Origin of the sequence: Enhygromyxa salina, assembly GCF_000737335.2 — a bacterium.
Classification (GTDB): Bacteria; Myxococcota_A; Polyangia; order Nannocystales; family Nannocystaceae; genus Plesiocystis; species Plesiocystis salina_C.
The window spans coordinates 1-22,243 of sequence record NZ_JMCC02000079.1; the positions used below are offsets into that span (position 1 = coordinate 1).

A 22,243-nucleotide genomic window follows, 5' to 3' on the forward strand; every position below is an offset into this window, starting at 1 on the left:
GATGGTCGCCCGATGAACCTGTCGGACACGTTGGACTGGATGTTCATCGCCGACAGGAGCCGGGCGAGGGGCACGTGTGAGGGGACGACCCATTGAGCGATTGCCCCTCGCCGTGGGCGCTGCGACGGGCCGCTGCGGTACAGTCACGTGTTCGATTCGCCGGCGCCACCCCGAGGAGCGAAGCGACCAGCCGCGTCAGCCGCGTCAGTCGGCGAAGCAACCGTACCCGTCCACCGAAGCCACCCGAGCCCCCTTCCAGGCCTTCCAGGGGTCCACACATGCGGATGCGAACAGCCAGCCCCGAGGAGCGAAGCGACCCACCGAGCCCCCTTCCAGGCCTTCCAGGGGTCCAATCATACGGATGCGAACAGCCAGCCCCGAGAAGCGAAGCAACCGTACCCGTCCGCCGAAGCCACCCGAGCCCCCTTCTAGGGGGCCACACATGCGAATGCGAACAGCCAGCCCCGAGGAGCGAAGCGACCAGACGCGAAGCGGCTGCAGTCGGCGAAGTCTAAGGTCTATGTGGGGGTCATAACCAGCTAGTCTCCCGCGGGTGACCTGGCTCGCGCTCGCGCTGCTGCTTGGACCGGCGACGCCGGAGACCGTCCCCGTCCAGCGACCTGGCGATCCCGTGACGTGGGTGTTCGAGTGGCGCGCCCCCCCGGCGTGTCCGGGCCGCGAGCAGCTCATCGCCCGCATCCACGAGTACCTGCCGCAGCTCGAAGATCCACCCGAGCAGGCCGCCCACGCGATGTTGCGGATCTCCGCCGAGGTCGTCGTCGCGGGCGACACGTGGCAAGCGAACGTCCGGGTCAGCGGGCGCGACGGCGATCAAGCGCGCAGCTTCTCGGCGCCAAGCTGCACCGAGCTCGCGGACGCGAGCGCCTTGATCGCGGCGGTCGCCCTGGATCCCGTGCTCGCCGCGCGCAGCGTCGCGCTAACGCTCGAGCCAGCACCCACGTCGCCGCCCGACCCAACTCCCGAGCCAGACCCAGACCCAGACCCAGAACCACAGCGCCCTCGCCCCGAGCCCCCAGCAGGCGACAGCGTGCCCACCACCAGCATCGTGATCAGCGAGCCCCCGCCCCCGCCTCGCAATTTCCAGATCGGTCTGCGCCTCCAAGGCCACGCCAGCTACGGCCCAACCACAACGGGCTACGCAGGGATCGGTGGCGGCCTCGCGCTGTTCGACGGCCTGTGGCGCTGGCAGCTCGAGGGCGGCTGGTGGACCCCCCGCCGGGTCAACCTCAGCGACGGCAGGGCCGGTCGCTTTCAAGCTTGGTGGGTCGGCACCCGTGGCTGCGTGGTCCCAAGCGCCGGCGCGCTCGAGTTCCCGCTGTGTCCGGGTGTCGAGGCGGGCCAGGTGATCGGCGAGGGGATCGAGCCAACCACCAACCGCAGCAAGGCCCGCTACGCGTGGGTCGCTGGCGTGCTCGGGCAGGGCCTGAACTGGGTGATCACCGATCGCGTCGCGCTGAGCACCGAGGCCACGCTGCTGGTGCCGTTCACTCGTGGGCAATTCTCGATCGACGAACAGGCGCTGCAGGCGATCACCCCCGTGGGCGTGCGCGCCATGTTCGGGCTCGAGGTACGCATCTAGGAGCCCGTGGTGGAACCCCTCGCGCCGCCTCGCTTGGCCTTTTCGCCGAGGGCAGTGTCGCCGAAACTTGCAGTACGCCCGGTACAGCTGCGTTTCGGCTCCTCGCCCTCGCCGAAAATTCCGGCGCGAGGCGACACGATGGGTTCCACCACGGGCTCCTAGAGCGCCGATCAGTTTGGAGTCGCGGCGTCAGGTGCGTCTGGGGCCGTTCCTGCCTAGGAGGGAGGCCGAAGCTGTATCCGGCATACTGCGAGCGCCGAGTCGACAACGGCAGGGGCGGTCCCAGATGTGCCTGGCGTCGTGAATTCAAACTGATTGGCGCTCTAGGACCCGGCCGCAGGTACGAGCGCGGCGGCGACAGCGTCATCCGAACGCCGGTGTCGCGTGATATGCTCTGAACACTGTGCGCGCAGAACTAATTCAGCTACAGACGACCGAGGACGCCTGTCGCACGCTCCCAAGCCATGGCCCCGCATGGGACGCAGCCATCGCGTACGGGGTGGACGTGACGCTGCTCGAGCGCAACCTCTCGCTGACACCCAGCGAGCGGCTGACCCAACTCGACGACATGCTCCGGCTCTTCTTTGCGGTGCAGCAATAGAGACGCGTCGGGAGACTCGAAGAGTGAGCGCTCGACGACCGCAACAGACCTCGGCTCTGCTCGAGCTCCTGTCCGCCAGCAAGGTTGAGTTCGCTGTCATCGGTGGCGTCGCCGCGGTGCTGTACGGCTCTGCGCGAATGACCCTCGACCTCGACATCGTGACCCCATTCTCAGCGGCCAACCTGACCCTGCTACTCGAGACGCTGCGACCGTACGACCCTCGCCACGCCACCAGGCCCGATCTTTCCATCCTCGAAGACTCCATCGAGCACTTGTTGACCTTTCGCATGTTGTTGATCGAGACCCAGCTCGGCCGCCTCGACGCGCTTCCAGGTGTTGAGCCATACGGTGACTACACGCTCGTCCCCACCCGGGAACAGACCCTGTTCGGCCACGTATGCCGCGTAATCGAACTCGACGCGTTGATCGAGGTCAAGCGGCTCGCGGGGCGTCGCAAGGACATCGAGGTCGTGTTCGAGCTCGAGGCCCTGCGAGCTCGAACACAGCGTTGATCGGTTGCGGTGTCAACACCTTCCGCCACGCTCTGCGCTGACTCCGCGACGTCGCGCCGCCCCCTCGAGCCAGCGTTGATCGAAGGTGAACAAATGCAGCATCACCATGCCAAAGCTGAGATCGACGAAGTCGACCAAGAACATCAGGCTCAGGTGCATCAGTAACCCCGCCGCCCACACGTAGGGGCGCGCGCGTGAGCTGGACGCGACCACGACAAAGCCCAACTCCAAGCCCAGCGCGCCCCAGGTCAAGGCCCGCAGCAGCGGCTGGGGAAGCCCGAGCAGCAGCGCACCCAAGCCGCCGCTGCGAGCCAGCGGCCCGGCCAACACGTGGGTCAGCGCGCTGCCATCGATCCACGAAGGGCTGCCAAGCTTGATCAAGCCGCTGTACGAGTAGCCGACCGCCATCAGGATCCAGACCACTGCATACAGCGACATCGGCATGGCCCAGCGGGCTGGCCGAGGCTGGCCGAGCGCCCCCGCCGATGGCGTGAGCGCGTGGACGATCAGCAGCAATCCAACATAGGGCAGACCGGGATTGGAGATCAGCGGGTTGCGCCCAAACAAGCTGGCCCAGATCACCCACAACAAGAGCGCGGCCCAGCGATCCCCGCGGCCAAGCGCGAGCATGGCCGACAACACCGCCCCCAAGCCCACCCACGCGACACAAAACCACGGCGCGTCATACCAACCCAAGATGTTGGGAAGCGCCCGCACATACGGACTCAGGCTCGCGTCGGGGAGCACGCCTTGGTTAGAGAACAGCTCGGCCGCCCACGGCATCAGGTGCGCGAAGTGAACCAGCAGGTACAGGCCAAACACGAGCCGAAACCCACGATAGACCTCGACCGACCAGGGCGCGTCGGCGTTGACGAAGGCTCGGACGCGCGTTGCGATCACGCTCATGACGGGCACCGCACTTCCAGCGTGTTGGGGACCTCGTCCAAGCGCAGGCCCGGACGCGGCTCGTAGTGGATCACATAGTGCGTGCCGCGTTCGTGCTTGGCCGCGCCGAGCTCATTGAGCAAGGGCGCGTCGCCACACAGCCCGTGGGTTGCGACGGACTGAAACAGCGCCATGCCGTCGTCGCTGGTCGCCAACACGGGCCCGTAGGCAAGCGCGGCCCCGTAGACATTGCGCCGGTTGTAGGGCCCCTCGAGCTGGCTGTAGCGCGCCTGCGTGATCGGCAGCTCGCGCGGCGATCCATCGGGGGCGCGCCAGCTGAGCGTGAAGCGGGTCGAGAAGGTCTCGAGCCCCTTGGCAGAAGCGAACACCTTGGGCGCGGGCGACAGCATCGTCGCGGCGGCGATGCCCTTGAGCGCTGGCAGCCCGGCGAGGTCGCCCACCATCTGCGCCATGCCGATCAGCAAGAGCAGCGCGGCGGGCAGCCAGCGACCCCATGGACCCCATGGACGGTTCATCGCGCCACCTCGTCGCTGCGGTTCACGTCGATCCCGATCAACATCTCGGCGAGGCGGTGCTCCTTGTCGCCAAAGCCACATTGACCGTTGAATTGCGCAGGGTTGTCGAAGGTCCCAAACAGCATGTCCCACACCGGTAGATCACCGTAGTTGTGGGTGTGGCTGCCCGCGCGGTGGTGCACGCAGTGCATCTCGGGCCGCTGGAACAGGTACCCGAGCCAGCGCGGGGTCCGAACGTTCCAGTGGTAGACCAGCTCGGCCAGCCCACACACCAGCACCGCGCCCGAGGCCGCGGCCGGGCTCACGCCAAGCACCAGGTACAAGATCGCGCTCGACAGCAGCCCGTTGAGCAGCAGCTCGATCGGGTGCTTGTAGAAGCTGGTCACGATCTCGAGGCGCTGCGGGCTGTGGTGGGTCTGGTGAACCCAACGCCACAAGAAGTCCGACTCGTGCCGCGCCCGGTGCCACCAGTAGTAGACGAAGGTCAGGACCACGTAGCCAACGACCGCGCCCCCCACCGCGCCAAGCCGGTGGCCGGGCAGCCACTGGTGAGCCTTCATCCACGGCTCCCAGGCCACGCCCGCCAGCAGCACCACGCCAGCCTGCAACGCGTTGAGCGACAGCGCCCGCCAATGCCACCCGGCGACCTTGGGGAACCGGCGGCCGGTCCAGCGAGCCTCCGCGAGCATCATCAGCAGGGCACAGGCAAGCACCGTCAGCGCGACCATGCGCTCAAAGTAGGTGCATCAGCCTATAAGTCCAACGCATTTATATTTGACGAATCAATAAGCACAGGTTATCAGACTACCTTCAGGGACCCGGCCGGCGTGCAACTCAACCGACTCGAAGGGTTTTACTGGGTGGCCCACACGGGCGGCTACGCGGCCGCGGCTCGGGCGATGCCGTTCACGATCTCGCAGCCGGCCGTGCACCAGCAGGTCAAGCGGCTCGAGGAGGATGTCGAGTTCAAGCTGTTCGAACGGGTGGGCCGCAGCGACATGCGCTTGACCCCGGGTGGGCAGGCGCTGTTCGACTTCATCGCGCCCTTCTTCGTCGGCTACGACGCCGCGGTCCGGGCCGCGCGGGCCAACACAACGGGCGGGCTGCTGCGGATTCAGGCGGCGCACCAGCTGATCCGCGAGCTGCTCCCAAGCTGGGTCGCCGCGCTGACAGCCGCGCGCCCCGGCGTGCAAGTGGAGGTGCTCGAAGCGGGCGCGGTCGATCTCAACGCCCTGCGTCGGGGTGACGCGGACTTGCTCATCGACTACGTGGGCGCCGAGCCGCCGAGCGACGTGGGCGCGCAGACGGTGGCCGTCACGTTTGGGTTCTTGGTCGCGCCCGCGAGCCTGCCTGGCGTCGCCAACGGGGACTTGGCGACGCAGCTGCGCACGCCGGGCTCGCGCCTCGCGGCCCTCGAAGGCTTGCCCTTCATCGCGTACAGCCGGCACCTTGGCCACCACGGTGTCCAGCGCGAGGCGCTCGATCATTTCAACCTCGCGCCACGCGTGGTCGCCTACCTCGAGCGCGCGGAGTGCATCACCGCGATGGTCGCGGCGGGCGTGGGCTACTCCTTCATTCCCAGCATGGAGCCGGGGGGTCCGCAGGCGCCGGGCGTGTCGGCGTTTCCGATCGCGGTTGACGGCGCGCGGTTTCCCGTCGTCGCGCTGTGGCGCCAATCGGGGACGCCCCACCCGCTCATTGAGTTGATGCTCTCGCTCGCCCCTGACATGCGGCAGCGCGCTCAGGGACGGCTTCCGTCGACCCGGTAGCGAGCCAGATCCACGTGGATATGGTTGCGGTGCAGGTGATCGAAATATGGCGTGACCACGACCGAGAACACCTGCTCGTCGTACAGGCGATTCGACAAGCTCCGCAAGAACAGCGTCTTGGGGTCCTCGGGTTGGTCCACCGTGGGCTTGAAGTCGTCGAGCACCGTCGCCGACTCGCCGTTCGCAAACACGAACTTCTTCAGATCAATCCCATTCGCAAAGCTGTGCTCGCTGAGCAGATCAAAGTTGACCATCTCGCGGCAATTGAAGGTGCCCATGTGCTCGATGCTCTTGATCCGCGAGCCGACCAGGCGCTCGGCCTCTTCTTGGGCGACGCGCTCGAAGTCGGCGAGCGCCAGCGCCATCGTGCAGGTCAGCAGCGGGTTCTTGTTGTAGGCGATGTTGCCCGGCCCTCGCTTGACGCGAACGACCTGGTGGGCCCCGCAGGTGTAGACCCCATCCACCTTCTTGCCGACCCCGATCCGCGCGGGCTTGAAGCTGATCCCGGCCGCCTCGAGCCGCGCCTCGCAGTCGTCGAGCGGCGCGGGCGGGCCAAGCACGTTGTCGTTGTCGGGATCGAGATCCGCGTGACCCCAAGAGAACAGCTCGGGTTCGGGCTCGGGCTCGGGCTCGGGCTCGGGCTCGGATTCGGGCACCGCTTCGACCGCGGGTTCGGCCGCGGCGGGCTCCGTGCTGGGCGAAACGCTGGCGACCGAGGGCGCGCCCGGGTCAGGTGGCGCCTTCGTCGGCGCGCCCTCGCAAGCGTTTAGCGCGAAGACCAGCGCGATACAGGTGAGGCGTGTCATCCCAGGCTGGATCGTACCCATCGCGCACGCCAACGTGCCAGCGCGCCGGTTGATCTGCGCTCAGCGAACGCCGACGGCCTCGCACGCGGATCGTCGAACATGGGCGCTCAACGGTGCCGCGCGGCGTGAAGATCCGCTAGCATCCCCACGTGGCCGAACTGACCGTCAACGGACGCGCGCTGCAGATCGACGAATCGCGCCTCGATCCCCACACGACGGTGCTCGACTTCCTGCGTGATCGCGGCTTGGTCGGCACCAAAGAGGGCTGCGCCGAGGGCGAGTGCGGGGCGTGTGCGGTGGTGATCGTTCGCGCAAACCACAACAACCAGACCGCGTTCGTGCCCGTCAACAGCTGCCTGACCCTGCTCGGTTCCGTGCTCGGTGGCGAGCTGATCAGCGTAGAGGGCGTTCGCCCCAGCCCCGAAGCGCTCCACCCCGTCCAAGCAGCGATGGTCGAGCACGGCGGCTCGCAGTGTGGCTACTGCACGCCTGGCTTCGTGGTCAGCATGTTCGCGGAGTACTACCGGCGCGAGCGCCCGGCCTGGGACCCCGAGGCGGTGGCGGGCAACCTGTGCCGGTGCACGGGCTACCGGCCGATCCGCGACGCGATGCGCAGCCTTGGCGCGCCCGCCAGCGACGATCGCTTCCTCGCCCGGCTTGCCCAGCCCGCCCCGCGCTTGGGGGGGCTCACGCAGCTGCGGACCCGCGCCGGTCAGCCCGGCCAGACTCCGAGCAAGCGCCAGCTGCTGCGGCCTGCGTCGCTCGCCGAGCTGCTCGAGCACCTCGCCGAGCAGCCCACGGCCAAGCTGATCGCGGGCGGCACCGACGTGGTCGTGGAGATCAACCAACGCCAGGCCCGCTGGCCCACGCTGATCTCGCTCGAGGCCGTGACCGAGCTGCGCAGCTTCACGAAGACCGCCAACGTCGCGCAGATCGGCGCAGGCCTCAACCTGTCGACGCTCGAGCACCTGTTGGATCACGCGGTCCCGCTGCTCGACGAGCTGTTTCCGCTGTTCTCGTCCCGGCTGATCCGCAACCGCGCCACGCTTGGGGGCAACCTGGCCAACGCCTCGCCGATCGGGGACTCGCCGCCGGTCTTGCTCGCGCTCGACGCTGCGCTCGAGCTGCGCTCGCGCGCGGGTTCGCGGGTGGTCCCGCTCGCGGACTTCTTCACGGGGTACCGCCAGACCGTGCTCGCTGCGGGCGAGCTGATCACCAAGATCACCGTGCCCTTGCAGCGCCCGACCCACGCGCACTTTTACAAGGTCAGCAAGCGGGTGCTCGACGACATCTCCACGGTCGCGGCCGCGTTCGCGCTGGACGTCGACCCAAGCAGCGGCGAGATCACCAAGGCCCGCCTGGCCTACGGCGGCGTCGCGGCCACGCCCGCGCGGGCCGTGGCCGCCGAGCAAGCCCTGCTCGGGCGCCCGTGGACCCACCAGACCCTCGCCGACGTGACGCCGCTGCTGAGCGCCGCGTTCACCCCCATGAGCGACCACCGCGGCAGCGCGGACTACCGCCAAGCCATGTGCGCGCGCCTGTTCCAGAAGTTCTTCCACGAGACCACCCACAATCGTCGCGTGGGTCCGCAGCCGCCGCCCGTCGTCACGCACGCGGGCGCGCACCACGGGGGGCAGCCATGACCGCCGTTGGCAAGGCGATCCCCCACGAGAGCGCAGCTGGCCACGCCAGCGGCGAGGCGCTGTACACCGACGACCTCGTTGGCCGGTTCGCCAATCCACTCCACGCGTGGCCGGTGCTCTCCCCTCACGCCCACGCCAGCGTGCGCTCGATCAACGCGAGCGCGGCCGCGACCCTGCCGGGCGTCGTCAAGATCCTGACCGCAAGCGACGTGCCCGGTCAAAACGAGGTCGGCGCCGTCCTCCAAGACGAGCCGCTGTTCCCAACCGAGGTCCAATTTCACAATCAGCCGGTCGCCTGGGTCCTGGCCGAGTCAATCGACCAAGCACGCGAGGCCGCCGCGGCCGTCATCGTCGAATATGATCAGCTACCCGCGATCGTGACAATGGAGCAGGCGATCGCGGCGCAGAGCTTCCTCACCGAGCCGCTCACGATCGTCGCGGGTGATCCCGACCAAGCCCTGACCACCGCCCCGCACACGCTCAGCGGTGAGCTGCACATTGGCGGGCAAGAGCACTTTTACCTCGAGACCCAAGCCGCGATCGCAGCGTGGGACGAAGCCGGCGAGGTGTTCGTCCACAGCTCGACGCAGCACCCCACCGAGACCCAGATCATCGTCGCGCGGGTGCTTGGGATCCCGCGCAACCGGGTCACCTGTCAGTCGCTGCGCATGGGCGGGGCGTTTGGCGGCAAAGAGGTGCAGGCCAACCCCTACGCCGCGATCGCAGCGGTCGGCGCCCACGCGACTGGCCGCCCGGTCCGGGTTCGCCTCGATCGCCAGCTCGACATGGCGCTGACCGGCAAGCGCCACCCCTTCTTGGCTCGGTTTCGCGTCGGCCACGACGACCAGGGCCGGCTGCTGGCCATGGACCTGCAGTTGTTCAGCGACGGCGGCTGGTCGCACGATCTGTCCAAGGCGATCATGTTCCGGGCCTTGTTTCACTGCGACAACTGCTACCGGATCCCCAACCTGCGCGTGGTCGGCCGCGTGCTGCGAACCCACAAGACCTCGCAGACGGCCTTTCGTGGGTTTGGTGGGCCGCAGGGCATGGTCGCGATCGAGGACATCGTCGACCGGGTGGCGCGGGCGGTCGGGCGGCCCCCCCACGAGGTTCGGGCGCTCAATTTTTATCGCGAGGGCGACCACACCCACTACGGTCAATTGGTGCGGGACGCCGGGCGCATTGAACAGATCTGGACCTCGCTGACCCAGACCTCGGCGTTCGCCAACCGCTGGGCCGATGTCCAAGCATTCAACGCCAGCAACGAGCACGAAAAGCGCGGCTTGGCGATCACGCCCGTACGGTTTGGGATCTCGTTCACAACCAGCTTCTTGAACCAAGCCGGGGCGCTGGTCCTCGTCTACGCCGACGGCTCGATTCAGGTCAACCACGGCGGCACCGAGATGGGCCAGGGCCTGCACACCAAGATGCTGCAGATCGCCGCCGACGCGTTCGCGGTCCCGCTGCAGACCGTGCGCTTGATGCCAACCCGGACCGACAAGGTGCCCAACACCTCGGCGACCGCCGCCTCGAGCGGCTCGGATCTCAACGGCGCGGCGGTCGAGCACGCCTGCGCGCAGATCCGCGAGCGCCTGGCCGAGGTCGCGGGTCGCGAATTGGGCATTCCGCCGGGCGACGTGGACTTCAGCAACGGGCGGGTCCGGCCGTTCTGGGAGCGCGAGGATCCCCAGGCCGGGCTGAGCTTCGCCGAGCTAGTTGGGCGCGCGTACCTGCAGCGGGTCCCGCTGTTCGCGACGGGCTACTATCGCACGCCGCACATTCACTACAATGAGGCGACCGGCCGCGGGAAGCCGTTTCACTACTTCACATATGGCGCCGCCGTGACCGAGGTTCAGGTCGACGGATTCACCGGGCAATTCGAGGTCCGCCGTATCGACATTCTGCACGACGTTGGCGACTCGATCTCGCCGCTGGTGGACATGGGGCAGATCGAGGGTGGGTTCATGCAGGGCGTGGGCTGGCTGACCTCCGAGCAATTGGTGTGGAGCGACGAAGGCCGGCTCGCAACCCGCGGGGCCTCGACCTACAAGCTGCCGACCTTGGGGGAGTGCCCCGAGGCGTTCAACGTGGCGCTGCTGCCCATGGCGACCGAGCCCAGCGTGGTCAAGGGCAGCAAGGCCGTGGGTGAGCCGCCCTTGATGTTGGCGATCTCCGTGCGCGAGGCGCTGCGGGCCGCTGTGGCTGACTTTGGCGGGGCAGATCCGGTGCAAGGTCCCGTACAAGGTCCCGTCGAGCTGGGCTGCCCAAGCACGCCCGAGGCGGTCTACTGGGCGCTCGAAGCCCGCCGCCGGTCCTGAGCTTTCTGCTACCAGGACACGTGATAGGTGCAGGTTGCTTCACCTTGATCCTGACATTCCCCGGCGGCGTGCTCGATCAGCGCCTGGGCGCCATAGCGGGCGCAGCCGCCAGCGATGATGCCGATATTGAGCGCGCACGATCCCCGTTGCGTGCGCACGATCGTGGCGCTGTGCTCGCCCTCGATCGTACAAAAAATGTCGCCGACCGGGCCGCGTGCGTTGAGCCGAAACCATGCACCAAGGCTCATGAGTATGGCTTGTACGCTGTCGATGCCGGGCGGAAGCGCCGCTGTCTCGATCATGGCGCGACCCACCTCCGCGACCGCGGCCTGCCCCACCTCTTGGGCGATGCGATCATAGATGGCGATTGACCAGTCATAGTCGTACCACCGCTCGGGATCGATCCCGTCGACACCGGCGTCGGCGAGGATCTTTTGCACGACGCTGTTCGACTCACCAAACGCGAGCACGAACGAATTGAGGGCGGCGCCGTAGTATTCTCCCTTTTCCGTGTTCATCAGACCTCGACTGCCGGCCAGTCTACAGCGGCCTCGCGCGCCAAGTCTACACTGACAGCGCGGCTCAGATCGTCCGCAGAAACGCCAGCAGCTGGGCGCGTTCGTGCGGTTGCAAGTCCAAGCCGTAGCGATGTCCAGGCTCGGTTCGCGAGGGATCGAACATGGACTCCAGCGTTGCAAACGCGCCGTGATGTAGATACGGCGCATTGCCCCCAACTCCGCGCAAGCTCGGCACCCGCCAATACCCCGTTCCGCGCAGGGGGCTCTCGCCCGCCGCTCGATCCGTCCCCATCTCATCGAGGCTGACCCGCACGTCCGAGGTGTACAGCGGCGGCGCATGACAGGCGTCACACCCCTCGGCGGCGAACACCTGTCGCCCACGCTCGCTCTCGGGGCTGGGCTCGGCGACTGGCGGCGGCGGCGGGAGCGAGCGCAGATACGTTGCGAGCGCCCACATGAGCACCCGCGGCGGCCGGTCGCTCACGCGTCCGTGCGTCATGAACACGGTCTCGACGCGGATCGCCAAGCTCGCGACCCCGCGGTGATACCAATTGGCCGTGTGGTGCAGGTACGGCATGTCCACGATCCCGCCGAAGTCCGGGAACGCGTAGGGGTTGAACACGTCATCGCGCTGCACGTCGCTGCGCCCGGGTCCGAGCTTGTCGAGATCCTCGGGCCGCGTGGCGTCGACGAGCTGGGCCTCGTTCGCGCCGCCATGGGCGAGCCGGATGCGCGCCAGATCATAGTCGCGGTTGGCACGGATCCCGCTCACGACCCCATCTTCACCAACCGAGGCGTGACAGCTCGCGCAGGTCATGACCACCCGCGTGTGGCCGTTGTGCTTGGCCAAGCGCACGCCGATGTAGCTGCCTTCGTGTTCGATCAGCCCGTAGTCACGCAGATCAATCCCATCACGCAGCGCCCTGCCAACCACCGGCGCGATCCCCATTGGGTACTCGAAGAACACCCGCTCGCCGAGCGCGACCCAGGCTTCCTCGGTGGTTGGTAGGTTGGTGGGCGCCTGCTCCGTGCCAAAGCCGGCGGCGAGCGAGGCGCCAAACTCGAGCTCGGGCAGGCGCTTGGTGGTCGCGATCTGGGTCGCCAGCGCGCGGGTGAGCGGCAGCGTGGTCCAGTCGGTGAGCGGCACCCGGTCCCAGCCGCGCTCGTGATCCAGCGAGTAGTGACGCAGCCGGACCCGCGCGTAGATCGGCTTGGGATCGACGAGGTCACGCTCGAGGATCCCCCGCCGGTACGCGGCGCTGGTGATGTACGCGCGCGGATCATCCTCGAGCGAGACGGCCGGCTGCGCGCTCGCGGTGGGGCCTGGGTCGGCCGCGGGCGCTGCCCGGTCCGAGCACGCCGCCGCGCACAGCAGCGTCACGATCCCGATCCAGGTCCGCACCGCCGCATGGTGCCAGGTGCAGGCCCGCGGAGCCAACCACGGAGCCACCTAGGCGGGCGCGTCCGTGCGGGCGTTGACGCTCGCCAGCCAGATCGTGGTCGGCGAACGCAGCCGCCGCAGCCGGGGCTCACGCTCGGCGAGCAACTTGGGAGCGAGCTCGGCGCCCGCGTCGAAGCCCGCCAGCGCAAACACCCGATCGACGTGCTCGAGGTTGCGAAACGGCTTCGCCACCGCCTGGCCCCGGGTCGCCAGCTTGATCGCCTGACGCGTGACCTTGGCCGCCGTCCCAGCCTTGCGCTCGCGATCCCCCCGCTGCAGGTCCGTGAGGTAGTGACCCGCCACGCCAGCCTTGCGAAACCCGGCCGCGAGGTTGTGCAGCAGCGTCTCGCGATCGGATAGCTCGAAGTAGTCGAGCATCCCCTCGCTGACCACCACCGGACGCTCGGCGCCCGCGACCAGCTCGGCGAATTCATCGGCGAAGCTGGGCGCGAGGATGTTGGTGCTGCGCAGCTCGAGGGTGCCGTTATGCAGCGCCAGGCGAACCCGCCCGGGCGCCTTGTCCAGCATGCCCCGCTTGGCCGCGCTCATGTGGGGCAGATCGATCTCTGTGTAGCGGACGCCACGATCCAGCGCCCACGTGACGCCGCGGTGCGAGAGCCCAGCCCCGAGCTCGATGATCCGATCGGGCGCCATCGCATCGAGCTGGGTGTCGAGCATGCGATGTCGGAACTCGAGATAGTCGAGCAGCGACGGAATTTTGAACGCCCGGATCGCCGGCTCGGTCGCGGCGCGAAAGGCCCAGTACATCATCGCGCCCTCTCGGGTGGCAAACAGGTGGCTGTAGGGCAGGCCGAGCTGATACCAGGCGTAGGCGGTGACGTGGGCGGTTGGACCGATCTTGTCGTACTCTTGGCCTTGGTCTGGGTCTTGGCCTCGCGCGGTGCTGCTCGCCGACATCGGCCGGAGTATACGGGCACTGTGGGTCTGACGCCTGGTCCGGATGGGGGCGGTTCGTGACCACGGTCCCCCCCGCTCGGCCTGCGGCAACCTATACTCCCCCGATGGCCATCGACTCCAAACGAACGCCAGATGATCGCTTTGACGGGCTCCCCGAGTGGCCCTACGCACCGCACTACCTCGAAGACCTGCCAGGCTACGAGGGCCTGCGGCTGGCCTACGTCGACGAGGGTCCCCGCGACGGTCACGTCGTGCTGTGCCTTCACGGTCAGCCCAGTTGGTCCTACCTGTATCGCAAGATGATCCCGGTGTTCGTGGACGCCGGGCACCGCGTGCTAGCCCCCGACTGGTTCGGCTTCGGGCGCTCGGACAAGCCAACTGACGACGCGGTCTACACCTGGGATTTCCACCACGGCACGATGACCGCGTTCATCGAGGCCATGCAGCTGTCGCGGGTGACCTTGGTCTGCCAGGACTGGGGTGGCGTCTTGGGGCTGACGCTGCCGGTCACGCACCCGGATCTGATCGCGCGACTGTTGATCATGAACACGGCGTTGGCGGTTGGCACCCACCCTGGCAAGGGCTTCATGGACTGGCTCGCCTATGTGGAGAGGACCCCCAACTTCGACGTGTCCGGCTTGATGCGGCGAGCGATCCCGGGTGCGAGCGAGGCGACCGCCGCGGCCTACGGCGCGCCGTTTCCAGACGTCAGCTACAAGGCTGGCGTTCGGCGGTTTCCCGCGTTGGTGCCGATCTCGCCGGACATGGACGGCGCTCGCGTGGCCCAACAAGCGGCGATCTTTTGGTCCACGAAGTGGAGCGGCCCCACCTTCATGGCCGTTGGCGAGCAAGATCCGGTCCTCGGCCCGCCGGTCATGGCCATGATGCGCAACCTGATCCGTGGGTGCCCGGCGCCGCTGATGCTGGCGGATCAGGGCCACTTCGTGCAGGAGTCTGGCGACCAGGTCGCGCGCGCGGCCTTGCAGGCGTTTGCGGTGTAGGGCCCGCCGAACGCCCATTTTCTACCAGCTCGAGGTTTTTTGCGTCCGCGCAGCCGCGACCACGTCAGCCAGGCCATGGAACACCGCACCACAGCCATCGAATTCCCCACCCAGACCCGAGCGCACATTGCGCTTGCTTGCCGCGACGTCGCGCAGTCCCAAGCCTTCTACGAGCAGCTGTTCAATCTTCAACCAACCAAAGTCCGCGACGGCTACGCGAAGTTCGAGGTGCTCGAGCCGCCGCTGAACCTCACCCTCAACTACAGCCCAGATTCCCCCAAACAGCACATGCCCGCGCACTTCGGGATCCAGGTCAAGTCGACCGCCGCGGTGCTCGAGCGACGCCAAGCGATGGCCCGAGCAAACATCGACGCGCGCACCGAAGAGGGCGTGGGTTGCTGCTACGCGATCCAGGACAAGGTCTGGTTCGCCGATCCCGACGGCAACCAATGGGAGGTCTTCGTGGTCACCCAAGCGGACATCCCCGAGCACAGTCAAGCCAGCCAAGCGCTGCCGCCCGTTGGGCAAGCGGGCGGGGCCAGCGAGCAAGCCAAGGCCGGGAACGAATCCGAGCCAAGCTGCTGCCCGCCAACCTGCTGCACGTGAGCTAGATGAGCCAGTCCGAACACCCAACGCTCGACCCCAGCGACGCCAGTGCGCCCGCAAGTGCGCACTGGCGGCATCTCGACGAGGTCCTGCACCGCTTCTTTCGCGCGCGGGTCAGCGACCCGCAGCTGCGCGCCGACCTGGTCCAAGACGTGTTGCTGCGCATGCACGAGCGGCGTGAGCAGCTGCGCGAAGACGATCGGCTCGAGGCTTGGGCGTACCGGATCGCTCGCAACGTGCTCGTCGATCACTTCAGGCGCGCGCGGCCATCGGACCCGCTGCCGGAGCCAGCCGAGCTGGCCGAGCCGCCGCCCGAGCCCAACAGCGACGCACCGCGGGTGCTCGGGAGCTGGCTGCGATCCCAGATCCACAAGCTGCCCGCGCACTACCGCGAAGCCCTCGAGCTCACGGAGCTGCGCGGGCTCTCGCAGCGCGAGGCCGCCGCGGCCCTCGGGCTGCCCTACTCCACGCTCAAGTCACGGGTCCAGCGCGGCAGGGAGCAGCTTCACGCGGATCTGTTGGCTTGTTGCGCCGTCGAGCTCGACGTGCGCGGCCGCGTCACGGACTTTGCCCCGCGCACCAGCTCGCCCTGCGGTTGCACCCCAACAACCTGCAAGCCTGGCCCGCCCAAGCCGTGAGCTGATCGCCGCTCGGCTCGCAGGGCAATGGCTGCGTCATCATGACCTACGACGATCCGCTCGGCGGCCAATACCATGACAACATCGAGCTGCTCGTTGCCCCCTACCGGAGCACCGTCGGCAACAACAACATCCGGAACTTCGGCAACTGAACTGCCAACGATGAGCTCTCGCTCAACGCCGACATGGGCACGTTCAGCTGCCTCCCGAACTTTGCCTGCGTATTTGCCGATGACGGTCTGCCCGGCATATAAGACCTCATGCTGCGCACGAACCTGCAAGCTTGTCTTCTCGCCGGGCTGTCGTGCTGCGCGTGGGCGTGCATCGGCGACGACCTCGCCGACACGGGCACGGGCGAGTCGAACAGCACCCAGTCCACTGCCCCCGAAGACACAACCGGCGACGGCGACGGCGACGTCTGCAACACCGCCGAGACCACCACGGTCGAGGCCTGCCCTGCGATCATCGGCGAGGGCTTTTGCAGCGAAGGCGGCATCCACGTCGACCAGGACAGCGCCATCGACTGGGGCAACAATCCGCCGCACTCGGGCGACCACTACCCAACCTGGGAGAAGTGGGGCGAGCACGACACCCCGGTGCCGCGCGGCAATTGGGTCCACAACATGGAGCACGGCGGGATCGTGCTGGTCTACAACTGCCCCGATGGCTGCGACGCCGAGCTCGACACGCTGCGCATGGTCCTCGACATGCGGACGGACAGCCGAATCCTGATCACCGAAGATCCGCTGCTCGATGGGCCGCCCTTCGCCGCCGTATCGTGGACCTGGGTGCACGAGTTCGACACCCCCGTCCTCGACGAGCTGCTGTGCTTCGTCGACCAGCACTTCAACCACGCCCCCGAGAACGTGCCCTGAGCCGGGGGCCGTCTTCGGACCCGGGGTGTCAGATCGAGCGAACGCCGATCTTCTCGAGCCCATGGTCACCCAGCAAGCGCCGCAGGCTGGCCTGGGCCTCGCTGGTCAGCTGCACTTCGGAGGCGACCGGTTCGTTGGACAGCTTCGAGTGACCCGCGCGGGCGCGCCGGGTCGCCGCGGCGACGGCCTCGTCAAACGAGTCGGGATCCTCGAAGCCGATCACCAGCCCGTTGGTCTCTGCGTTCATCAAGCTCAAGCCCATCTTGACGACCGGCGAGCGGTACATGACCCAGGCCTTCTCGACGCACGCGGCGTGCTCGACCAGCCAGGCCTGGAAGATCTTGCGGACCTCGCTCTTCCAAGCGTGCACATCATCGGCGTCGATGACGATCAGGACCCGGAAGCCCGCCCGGATCTGCTCGTCGCCCGCGTCGAGCACCGGCTGGATGTGCTCGGCCCGAACGTGGCCCGCGAGGCGACAGTGGATCAGGCCGGGGGCGATGATGTCGGCTTGGCCCAGACCCATGCGCGCCGAGCTGCGGGCGCTCGGGTACAAGGGAGGTCGGTCCTCGTTGTTCCCGTGGTCATCCATGGGCTGACTACACCACAAAATGATCTCACTGAACATCGACCCAGAGATCAGTTCTTGGCTTTTCCGGCCGCAAAAGCTGGTGACCGACACGGCTTCGACTGGCCCAAAGACCACAGCCTATTCGATTTCGCGCGCCGGCCCCCAACCGCCACCGCCCGGCGTCTCGAGCACGAACGCGTCGCCAGCCTCGACGCGCGCCGAGTCGGTCGCCGCGAGCTCGACCACGCTGCCGTCCGCTCGCTCGATCCAGTTGCGCCCCACCGCCCCCGGCTCGCCCCCCGCCACGCCGTAGGGTGGGATCTCCCGCCGGTTGGCGAGGATCACCAGCTCCATCGCCTCGCCAAAGCGAAGCCGACGCCGCACCCCATCGCCGCCGCGCCAGGTCCCCCGGCCCCCGGATCCCCGACGGATCTCGAAGCGCTCGAGCACGACCGGAAACCGCTGCTCGAGGATCTCGGGATCCGTCAGCCGCGAGTTGGTCATGTGGGTGTGGACCGCGTCGGTGCCGTCGAACCCAGGACCCGCGCCCGAGCCCCCGCACACCGTCTCGTAGTACTGGTGGCGGGCGTTGCCGAAGGTCAGGTTGTTCATCGTGCCCTGGGCGGCCGCCATCACCCCCAGCGCGCCGTAGAGCGCGTCCACGACCGCCTGCGAGGTCTCGACGTTCCCGGCCACGACCGCGGCTGGGTAGCTTGGGCGCAGCATGCAGCCGGCCGGGACGATCAGCTCGATGGGATCGAGGCAGCCCTCGTTCATGGGGATCTCGGCGTCGACCAAGGTCCGAAACACGTAGAGCACCGCCGCCTGACACACGGCGTAGGGTGCGTTGAAATTGTTGGGCCGCTGCGCGCTGGTGCCCGTGAAGTCGACCCGACAGCTGCCGGTGTCCGCGTCTAGCCGCACGTGGACGACGATCACGCTGCCGTCGTCCATGCCGTACTCGAACCGCCGCTCGTGGGCATGGTCGCGGGTGAGCTGGCGGATCGCGGCGCGGACCGAGCTGGCGGCGTTGGCCCGGACGTGGCGCATGTAGGCCCGCACGATCGGCAGGGTCCAGCGCTGGACCAAGCGGCGCAGCTCGTTGACGCCCTGGTGGTTGGCGGCCAGCTGGGCCTCGAGATCCGCGAGGTTCTGGCTGGGATCGCGGGCGGGCCAGCGACCGCTCGCGAGCCGCTCGCGGACCGCCTCGCGCCGCAGCTGGCCCCGCTCGACCAGCAAGAAGTCGTCGAACAGCACGCCCTCCTCGTCGACGTGGCGGCTGTCCGCGGGCATCGAGCCCGGCGTCTTGCCGCCGATGTCGGCGTGGTGACCACGGCTGGCGACGAAGAACACCGGCCCGGCATCACCGCTCGAGCCCCGGGCCTCGCCGGACCCAGGCATGAACACGGGCGTGATCACGGTGACGTCGGGCAGGTGGGTGCCGCCGTTGTAGGGCGCGTTGACGGCGAAGCTGTCGCCCGGCTGGATGCCCCGATCGCTGTGCTGCCCGTTGGCGCGGCTGCGGATCACGGCGCGCACGCTCGCGCCCATCGAGCCAAGGTGCACGGGCATGTGCGGGGCGTTGGCGATCAGCTGACCTTCGGCGTCGAACACCGCGCACGAAAAGTCGAGCCGCTCCTTGATGTTGACCGAGTGCGCGGTGTTGCACAGCGTCGCGCCCATCTGCTCGGCGATCGATCCATACAGGTTGTTGAACAGCTCGAGGCGCACGGGATCGGGGCGCTCGAGCTCGGTCTCGTCGCTGGGGCTCTGGTCCGCGCGGGGCTGCGCACGCGTCAACACCAAGTGCCCCGTGTCGCGCACCACCGCCGCCCAGCCGGGCTCGACGATCGTGGTTCCTGTTGGCTCGGCGATGATCGCCGGCCCGCTCACGCTGGCCCCCAGAGCGAGTCGCTCGCGCTCGTAGACCGGTGTGTCGCGGGTCTCGCCGGCCATGCGCACGGCGACGTGGCTGATCGGCGTGGGGCGCTCGGCGTGGGCGACGATCCCCGCGGTGTCTGAGCCAGTGTCTGGCCCAGTGCCTGGCCCAGTATCTGACCCGGACGCGACAGCCTCAGCCGTGAGCGCATCGACCACGACCGCATCCCCCGGGAGATCAAAGCCGTAGCGCTCGCGGTGCTCGAGCTCGAATTGGGCGCGCATCTGCTGAACGCGCGCGTGTGTGTCTGGGCCACGGATCCAGGTGATCGGCAGCGGACGATCGCTGCCCGCGTAGCGCAGCTGCGCCCCACACAGCTGCTCGATCTGTTCGGCAGCGATCGCCTGGGCGCGCAGCTCGGCGACCGCGAGACCCACCAGCTCATCGAGCTGCGCGTCGGCGTCCGCGAGCGCGCCCGGCTCGAGCTCGACGCCAAGCGAGCGCTCGCGCAGCGCCCGGACATCGGCGAGCCCCATCCCGTAGGCAGAGAGCACCCCCGCGAACGGATGTATCAGCACCGTGCGCATGCCCAGCGCGTCGGCGACCAAGCAGGCGTGCTGGCCCCCTGCGCCGCCGAAGCAGCACAACGCGTGATCGTTTAGGTCGTGGCCGCGCGCGCTCGAGATCTTCTTGATCGCGTCAGCCATGTTGGCGACGGCGATCTCGATGAAGCCCTCGGCGACCTCGACGGGGCTTCGGTGGGTGGCGAGCTCCGGGGACCCCTGCGGGTCCACGGGGGTCTGCGCGAGCGCTTCGGCGAGCTCACTGAACAGCGCGTGGGTGCGCGCGACGTCGATCGGCTGATCTGCGCTGGGACCGAACACGCGTGGAAATAGCTGCGGCTGGATCTTGCCGAGCATCACGTTGCAGTCGGTCACCGTCAGCGGGCCGCCGCGGCGGTAGCAGGCCGGCCCCGGATCCGCGCCCGCCGAGGCTGGCCCAACCCGGTACCGCCCGTGCTCGACCCGACAGATCGAGCCACCGCCAGCCGCGACCGTGTGGACCTCGAGCATCGGCGCCCGCACGCGCACGCCCGCGACCTCGGACTCGAAGCTGCGCTCGAGCCGGCCCGCGTAGTGCGCGACGTCGGTCGAGGTCCCGCCCATGTCGAACCCAATGATCGCGTCAAAGCCTGCGCTGGCGCTGGTGACCACGGCGCCGACGATGCCGCCGGCTGGGCCCGACAAGATCGCGTCCTTGCCAGCGAAGCGCGTCGCGTCGGTCAGCCCCCCGCTCGACTGCATGAACTGCAGAGGCACGTCGCCGAGCGCCTTGGCCACGCGACCGACATAGCCGCGCAAGATCGGCGACAGATAGGCGTCGACCACGGTCGTGTCGCCGCGGCCGATCAGCTTGGCGAGCGGGCTGACCTGGTGGCTGACGCTGACCTGCGAGAACCCGAGCTCGCGCGCGATCTTGGCGACTGCCTGTTCGTGGGCCGGAAACCGCCAGCCGTGCATGAGCACGATCGCTATCGCCTCGATCCCGAGCGCGCGGGCGGGCGCGAGCGCAGCCCGGATCTGCGCGGGGTCGAGCGGCTGCAACACCAGGCCGTGCGCGTCGACGCGGGCGTCGATCTCCGCGATCTGCTCGTAGAGCATGCTAGGCAGCACGATCTGTCGATCGAACAAGCGCGGGCGATGCTGGTAGCCAATCCGCAGCGCGTCGCGAAAGCCGGCGTTGATCGCCAACAGCGTGCGCGCGCCCTGGCGCTCGAGCAGCGCGTTGGTCGCGACGGTGGTGCCCATCTTGACGGCGCGGATCAACTCCGCGGGCAACGCCTGCCCCCGCTCGAGCCCAAGCAACACCCGGATGCCCTCGAGCGCAGCGTCGGCGTACTGCTCGGGGTGCTCCGAGAGCAGCTTGTGCGTCCGCAGCGACCCGCTTGGATCCCGCGCGACCACGTCGGTGAAGGTCCCGCCGCGATCGATCCAAAATTCCCAGCCTTGCTGCGGCGCGACCATGCTCGGGGGCAGCATAACCCGGTGCGGACTTCGGGGTGCGGGTCGGGTCCCGTGGAATCGAAGCTCCGACCGGAAGTCCGATGCCGGACCCCAGCCGGACCCCAGACCCACCTGACGACGCGACTTTAGGGGGTGCCCGTCGACGACACCGCCGCGCGGCCGTCCTCGAGTCGAGGTCGCCGCCACGATGTCGAGGCCGAGACCTCAATGGTCTCGGCCTCGAGCGGCTACCAAGCTCCTTGGACCTCATCTTCGTGAATGCCATCGGAGGTTTCGCACCACCTATCGTGATCGCGTCGGTTGCATAGTGCTGGCCTTGCAGCACTACTTGACGTCGATATCAACGTCGGAGTCGAGGTCCGAGTCGAGGTCCGAGTCGAGGTCCGAGTCGGCGTCGGAGTCGGCGTCGGAGTCGGCGTCGGCGTCGGAGTCGGCGTCGGCGTCGGAGTCAGCGTCAGCGTCGGCGTCCGAGTCGGCGTCGGAGTCCGCGTCGGAGTCGGAGTCGGCGTCGGCGTCAACCTCGGAGTCGATGTCGACTTCGGAGTCGATGTTGACCTCAGAGTCGATCTTGATGTCGATCTCCGAGTCGTCCCCGCCCTCGACGTCGAGCTCGAAGTTGACCTCGGTGTCGAAGTCAACCGTGGCCTCGGGCGTGGACTCGGCGTCGGCGTCGGCGTCGGCGTCAGCCTGTGAGTCGGCCTCGGCGTCGGCCTGTGCGTCGGCGTCGGCGTCAGCCTCAGCGTCAGCGTCAGCGTCAGCCTCGGCGTCAGCGTCGGCGTCGGCTTCGACGTCGGCGTTGACGTCAGCGTCGAGATCCCCCTCGAGATCCGCGTCGAGGTCAACGTCATTGTCCCCGCGCATCAACAGATACTCCTCGTACTCTTCACTGCTATCGCAGCCAAGCGCGCTACCGCAGAGTATCAGGGAGATCGCCAATCCTGTGAGATGTGTCCGTTTCATGGTGGAGGCAGATTAGCTCTGCCCCGACCCTGCGTGAATAGTGCATTCAACCAAAGGCATAACCGCGACGCAGCGGCGACACAGTGGCGACGAGTTCATAGGCTATCTCGCCAATGTTCGCGCCAATGTTCGCGCCAATGCT

General features: G+C 68.0%; 20 protein-coding genes. 10 read left to right on the forward strand and 10 right to left on the reverse strand.

The genetic code is table 11. The features are described 5' to 3' along the window. Nucleotides 1-553 precede the first annotated feature (553 nt). The 3 genes from DB30_RS27260 to DB30_RS27270 all read left to right on the forward strand — a co-directional run bounded on the left by DB30_RS27260 (nucleotide 554) and on the right by DB30_RS27270 (nucleotide 2,713). Nucleotides 554-1,600 carry a hypothetical protein gene (locus DB30_RS27260; protein ID WP_052554248.1) on the forward strand — a complete coding sequence of 349 codons (1,047 nt, stop codon included), beginning with the start codon at nucleotides 554-556 and terminating at the stop codon, nucleotides 1,598-1,600. A 403-nt stretch (nucleotides 1,601-2,003) separates the two neighbouring features. Next, nucleotides 2,004-2,201, forward strand: a complete 198-nt coding sequence (locus tag DB30_RS27265) for a hypothetical protein (protein ID WP_146660840.1) — start codon at nucleotides 2,004-2,006, stop codon at nucleotides 2,199-2,201. A gap of 23 nt (nucleotides 2,202-2,224) precedes the next feature. Continuing rightward, a complete protein-coding gene (locus DB30_RS27270; RefSeq protein ID WP_052554250.1) occupies nucleotides 2,225-2,713 on the forward strand; it encodes a hypothetical protein in 489 nt (162 codons plus the stop codon). 12 nt (nucleotides 2,714-2,725) lie between these two features. Here DB30_RS27270 and DB30_RS27275 read toward each other — a convergent pair whose 3' ends face one another. From DB30_RS27275 to DB30_RS27285, 3 genes are read right to left on the reverse strand one after another with little or no spacing between them, the layout of a single operon-like run. Beyond that, nucleotides 2,726-3,619, reverse strand: a complete 894-nt coding sequence (locus DB30_RS27275) for a hypothetical protein (protein ID WP_052554252.1) — start codon at nucleotides 3,617-3,619, stop codon at nucleotides 2,726-2,728. Beyond that, nucleotides 3,616-4,134, reverse strand: coding sequence for a hypothetical protein (locus tag DB30_RS27280; protein WP_052554254.1), 519 nt, complete (start codon nucleotides 4,132-4,134; stop codon nucleotides 3,616-3,618). The genes DB30_RS27275 and DB30_RS27280 overlap by 4 nt, the downstream gene beginning before the upstream one ends. Beyond that, the gene (locus tag DB30_RS27285) at nucleotides 4,131-4,862 is read right to left on the reverse strand and encodes a sterol desaturase family protein (protein ID WP_052554256.1); all 732 of its coding nucleotides are present in this window, start codon (nucleotides 4,860-4,862) and stop codon (nucleotides 4,131-4,133) included. The genes DB30_RS27280 and DB30_RS27285 overlap by 4 nt, the downstream gene beginning before the upstream one ends. 99 nt (nucleotides 4,863-4,961) lie before the next feature. Between DB30_RS27285 and DB30_RS27290 the strand changes: the two genes are divergently transcribed. After that, the gene (locus DB30_RS27290; protein ID WP_165703975.1) at nucleotides 4,962-5,903 is read left to right on the forward strand and encodes a LysR family transcriptional regulator; all 942 of its coding nucleotides are present in this window, start codon (nucleotides 4,962-4,964) and stop codon (nucleotides 5,901-5,903) included. Here the strand turns inward: DB30_RS27290 and DB30_RS27295 are convergent. Then, the gene (locus DB30_RS27295) at nucleotides 5,876-6,709 is read right to left on the reverse strand and encodes an extensin-like domain-containing protein (protein ID WP_146660844.1); all 834 of its coding nucleotides are present in this window, start codon (nucleotides 6,707-6,709) and stop codon (nucleotides 5,876-5,878) included. The two genes, DB30_RS27290 and DB30_RS27295, sit on opposite strands and share 28 nt — an antisense overlap. Nucleotides 6,710-6,858: 149 nt before the next feature. Here DB30_RS27295 and xdhA point away from each other — a divergent pair, with 149 nt between their 5' ends. Next, nucleotides 6,859-8,352 (forward strand): xanthine dehydrogenase small subunit, encoded by a 1,494-nt coding sequence (gene xdhA / locus DB30_RS42500; protein ID WP_052554261.1) that lies wholly within the window; start codon nucleotides 6,859-6,861, stop codon nucleotides 8,350-8,352. Continuing rightward, nucleotides 8,349-10,670, forward strand: a complete 2,322-nt coding sequence (xdhB, locus tag DB30_RS42505; protein WP_052554263.1) for a xanthine dehydrogenase molybdopterin binding subunit — start codon at nucleotides 8,349-8,351, stop codon at nucleotides 10,668-10,670. The genes xdhA and xdhB overlap by 4 nt, the downstream gene beginning before the upstream one ends. Nucleotides 10,671-10,678: 8 nt before the next feature. Here xdhB and DB30_RS27310 read toward each other — a convergent pair whose 3' ends face one another. The 3 genes from DB30_RS27310 to DB30_RS27320 all read right to left on the reverse strand — a co-directional run bounded on the left by DB30_RS27310 (nucleotide 10,679) and on the right by DB30_RS27320 (nucleotide 13,547). Beyond that, a complete protein-coding gene (locus DB30_RS27310) occupies nucleotides 10,679-11,188 on the reverse strand; it encodes a hypothetical protein (protein WP_052554266.1) in 510 nt (169 codons plus the stop codon). 64 nt (nucleotides 11,189-11,252) lie between these two features. Continuing rightward, nucleotides 11,253-12,590: a hypothetical protein gene (locus DB30_RS27315; RefSeq protein WP_052554269.1), complete on the reverse strand. Its 1,338-nt coding sequence runs from the start codon at nucleotides 12,588-12,590 to the stop codon at nucleotides 11,253-11,255. 48 nt (nucleotides 12,591-12,638) lie between these two features. Next, nucleotides 12,639-13,547, reverse strand: coding sequence for a class I SAM-dependent methyltransferase (locus tag DB30_RS27320; RefSeq protein WP_052554271.1), 909 nt, complete (start codon nucleotides 13,545-13,547; stop codon nucleotides 12,639-12,641). A 104-nt stretch (nucleotides 13,548-13,651) separates the two neighbouring features. On the opposite strand from DB30_RS27320, the gene DB30_RS27325 reads away from it, so the two are divergent. The 4 genes from DB30_RS27325 (at nucleotide 13,652) to DB30_RS27340 (ending at nucleotide 16,667) form a co-directional block, all read left to right on the forward strand. Then, a complete protein-coding gene (locus DB30_RS27325) occupies nucleotides 13,652-14,548 on the forward strand; it encodes a haloalkane dehalogenase (protein WP_052554273.1) in 897 nt (298 codons plus the stop codon). Between the two features lie 75 nt (nucleotides 14,549-14,623). Continuing rightward, nucleotides 14,624-15,154 (forward strand): ArsI/CadI family heavy metal resistance metalloenzyme, encoded by a 531-nt coding sequence (locus DB30_RS27330; protein ID WP_146660846.1) that lies wholly within the window; start codon nucleotides 14,624-14,626, stop codon nucleotides 15,152-15,154. Between the two features lie 5 nt (nucleotides 15,155-15,159). Beyond that, nucleotides 15,160-15,792, forward strand: coding sequence for a sigma-70 family RNA polymerase sigma factor (locus DB30_RS27335; protein WP_052554277.1), 633 nt, complete (start codon nucleotides 15,160-15,162; stop codon nucleotides 15,790-15,792). A 260-nt stretch (nucleotides 15,793-16,052) separates the two neighbouring features. Then, the gene (locus DB30_RS27340; RefSeq protein WP_052554279.1) at nucleotides 16,053-16,667 is read left to right on the forward strand and encodes a DUF3105 domain-containing protein; all 615 of its coding nucleotides are present in this window, start codon (nucleotides 16,053-16,055) and stop codon (nucleotides 16,665-16,667) included. 28 nt (nucleotides 16,668-16,695) lie between these two features. Here the strand turns inward: DB30_RS27340 and DB30_RS27345 are convergent, their stop codons facing one another. From DB30_RS27345 to DB30_RS27355, 3 genes are all read right to left on the reverse strand, one after another. Beyond that, complete coding sequence (locus tag DB30_RS27345; RefSeq protein WP_052554280.1) at nucleotides 16,696-17,259, reverse strand: hypothetical protein; 564 nt, start codon at nucleotides 17,257-17,259, stop codon at nucleotides 16,696-16,698. A 117-nt stretch (nucleotides 17,260-17,376) separates the two neighbouring features. Beyond that, on the reverse strand, nucleotides 17,377-21,141 hold the full coding sequence (locus DB30_RS27350) for a hydantoinase B/oxoprolinase family protein (RefSeq protein ID WP_052554320.1): 3,765 nt from the start codon (nucleotides 21,139-21,141) through the stop codon (nucleotides 17,377-17,379). A 324-nt stretch (nucleotides 21,142-21,465) separates the two neighbouring features. After that, on the reverse strand, nucleotides 21,466-22,101 hold the full coding sequence (locus tag DB30_RS27355) for a hypothetical protein (protein ID WP_153258419.1): 636 nt from the start codon (nucleotides 22,099-22,101) through the stop codon (nucleotides 21,466-21,468). Nucleotides 22,102-22,243: the final 142 nt, after the last annotated feature.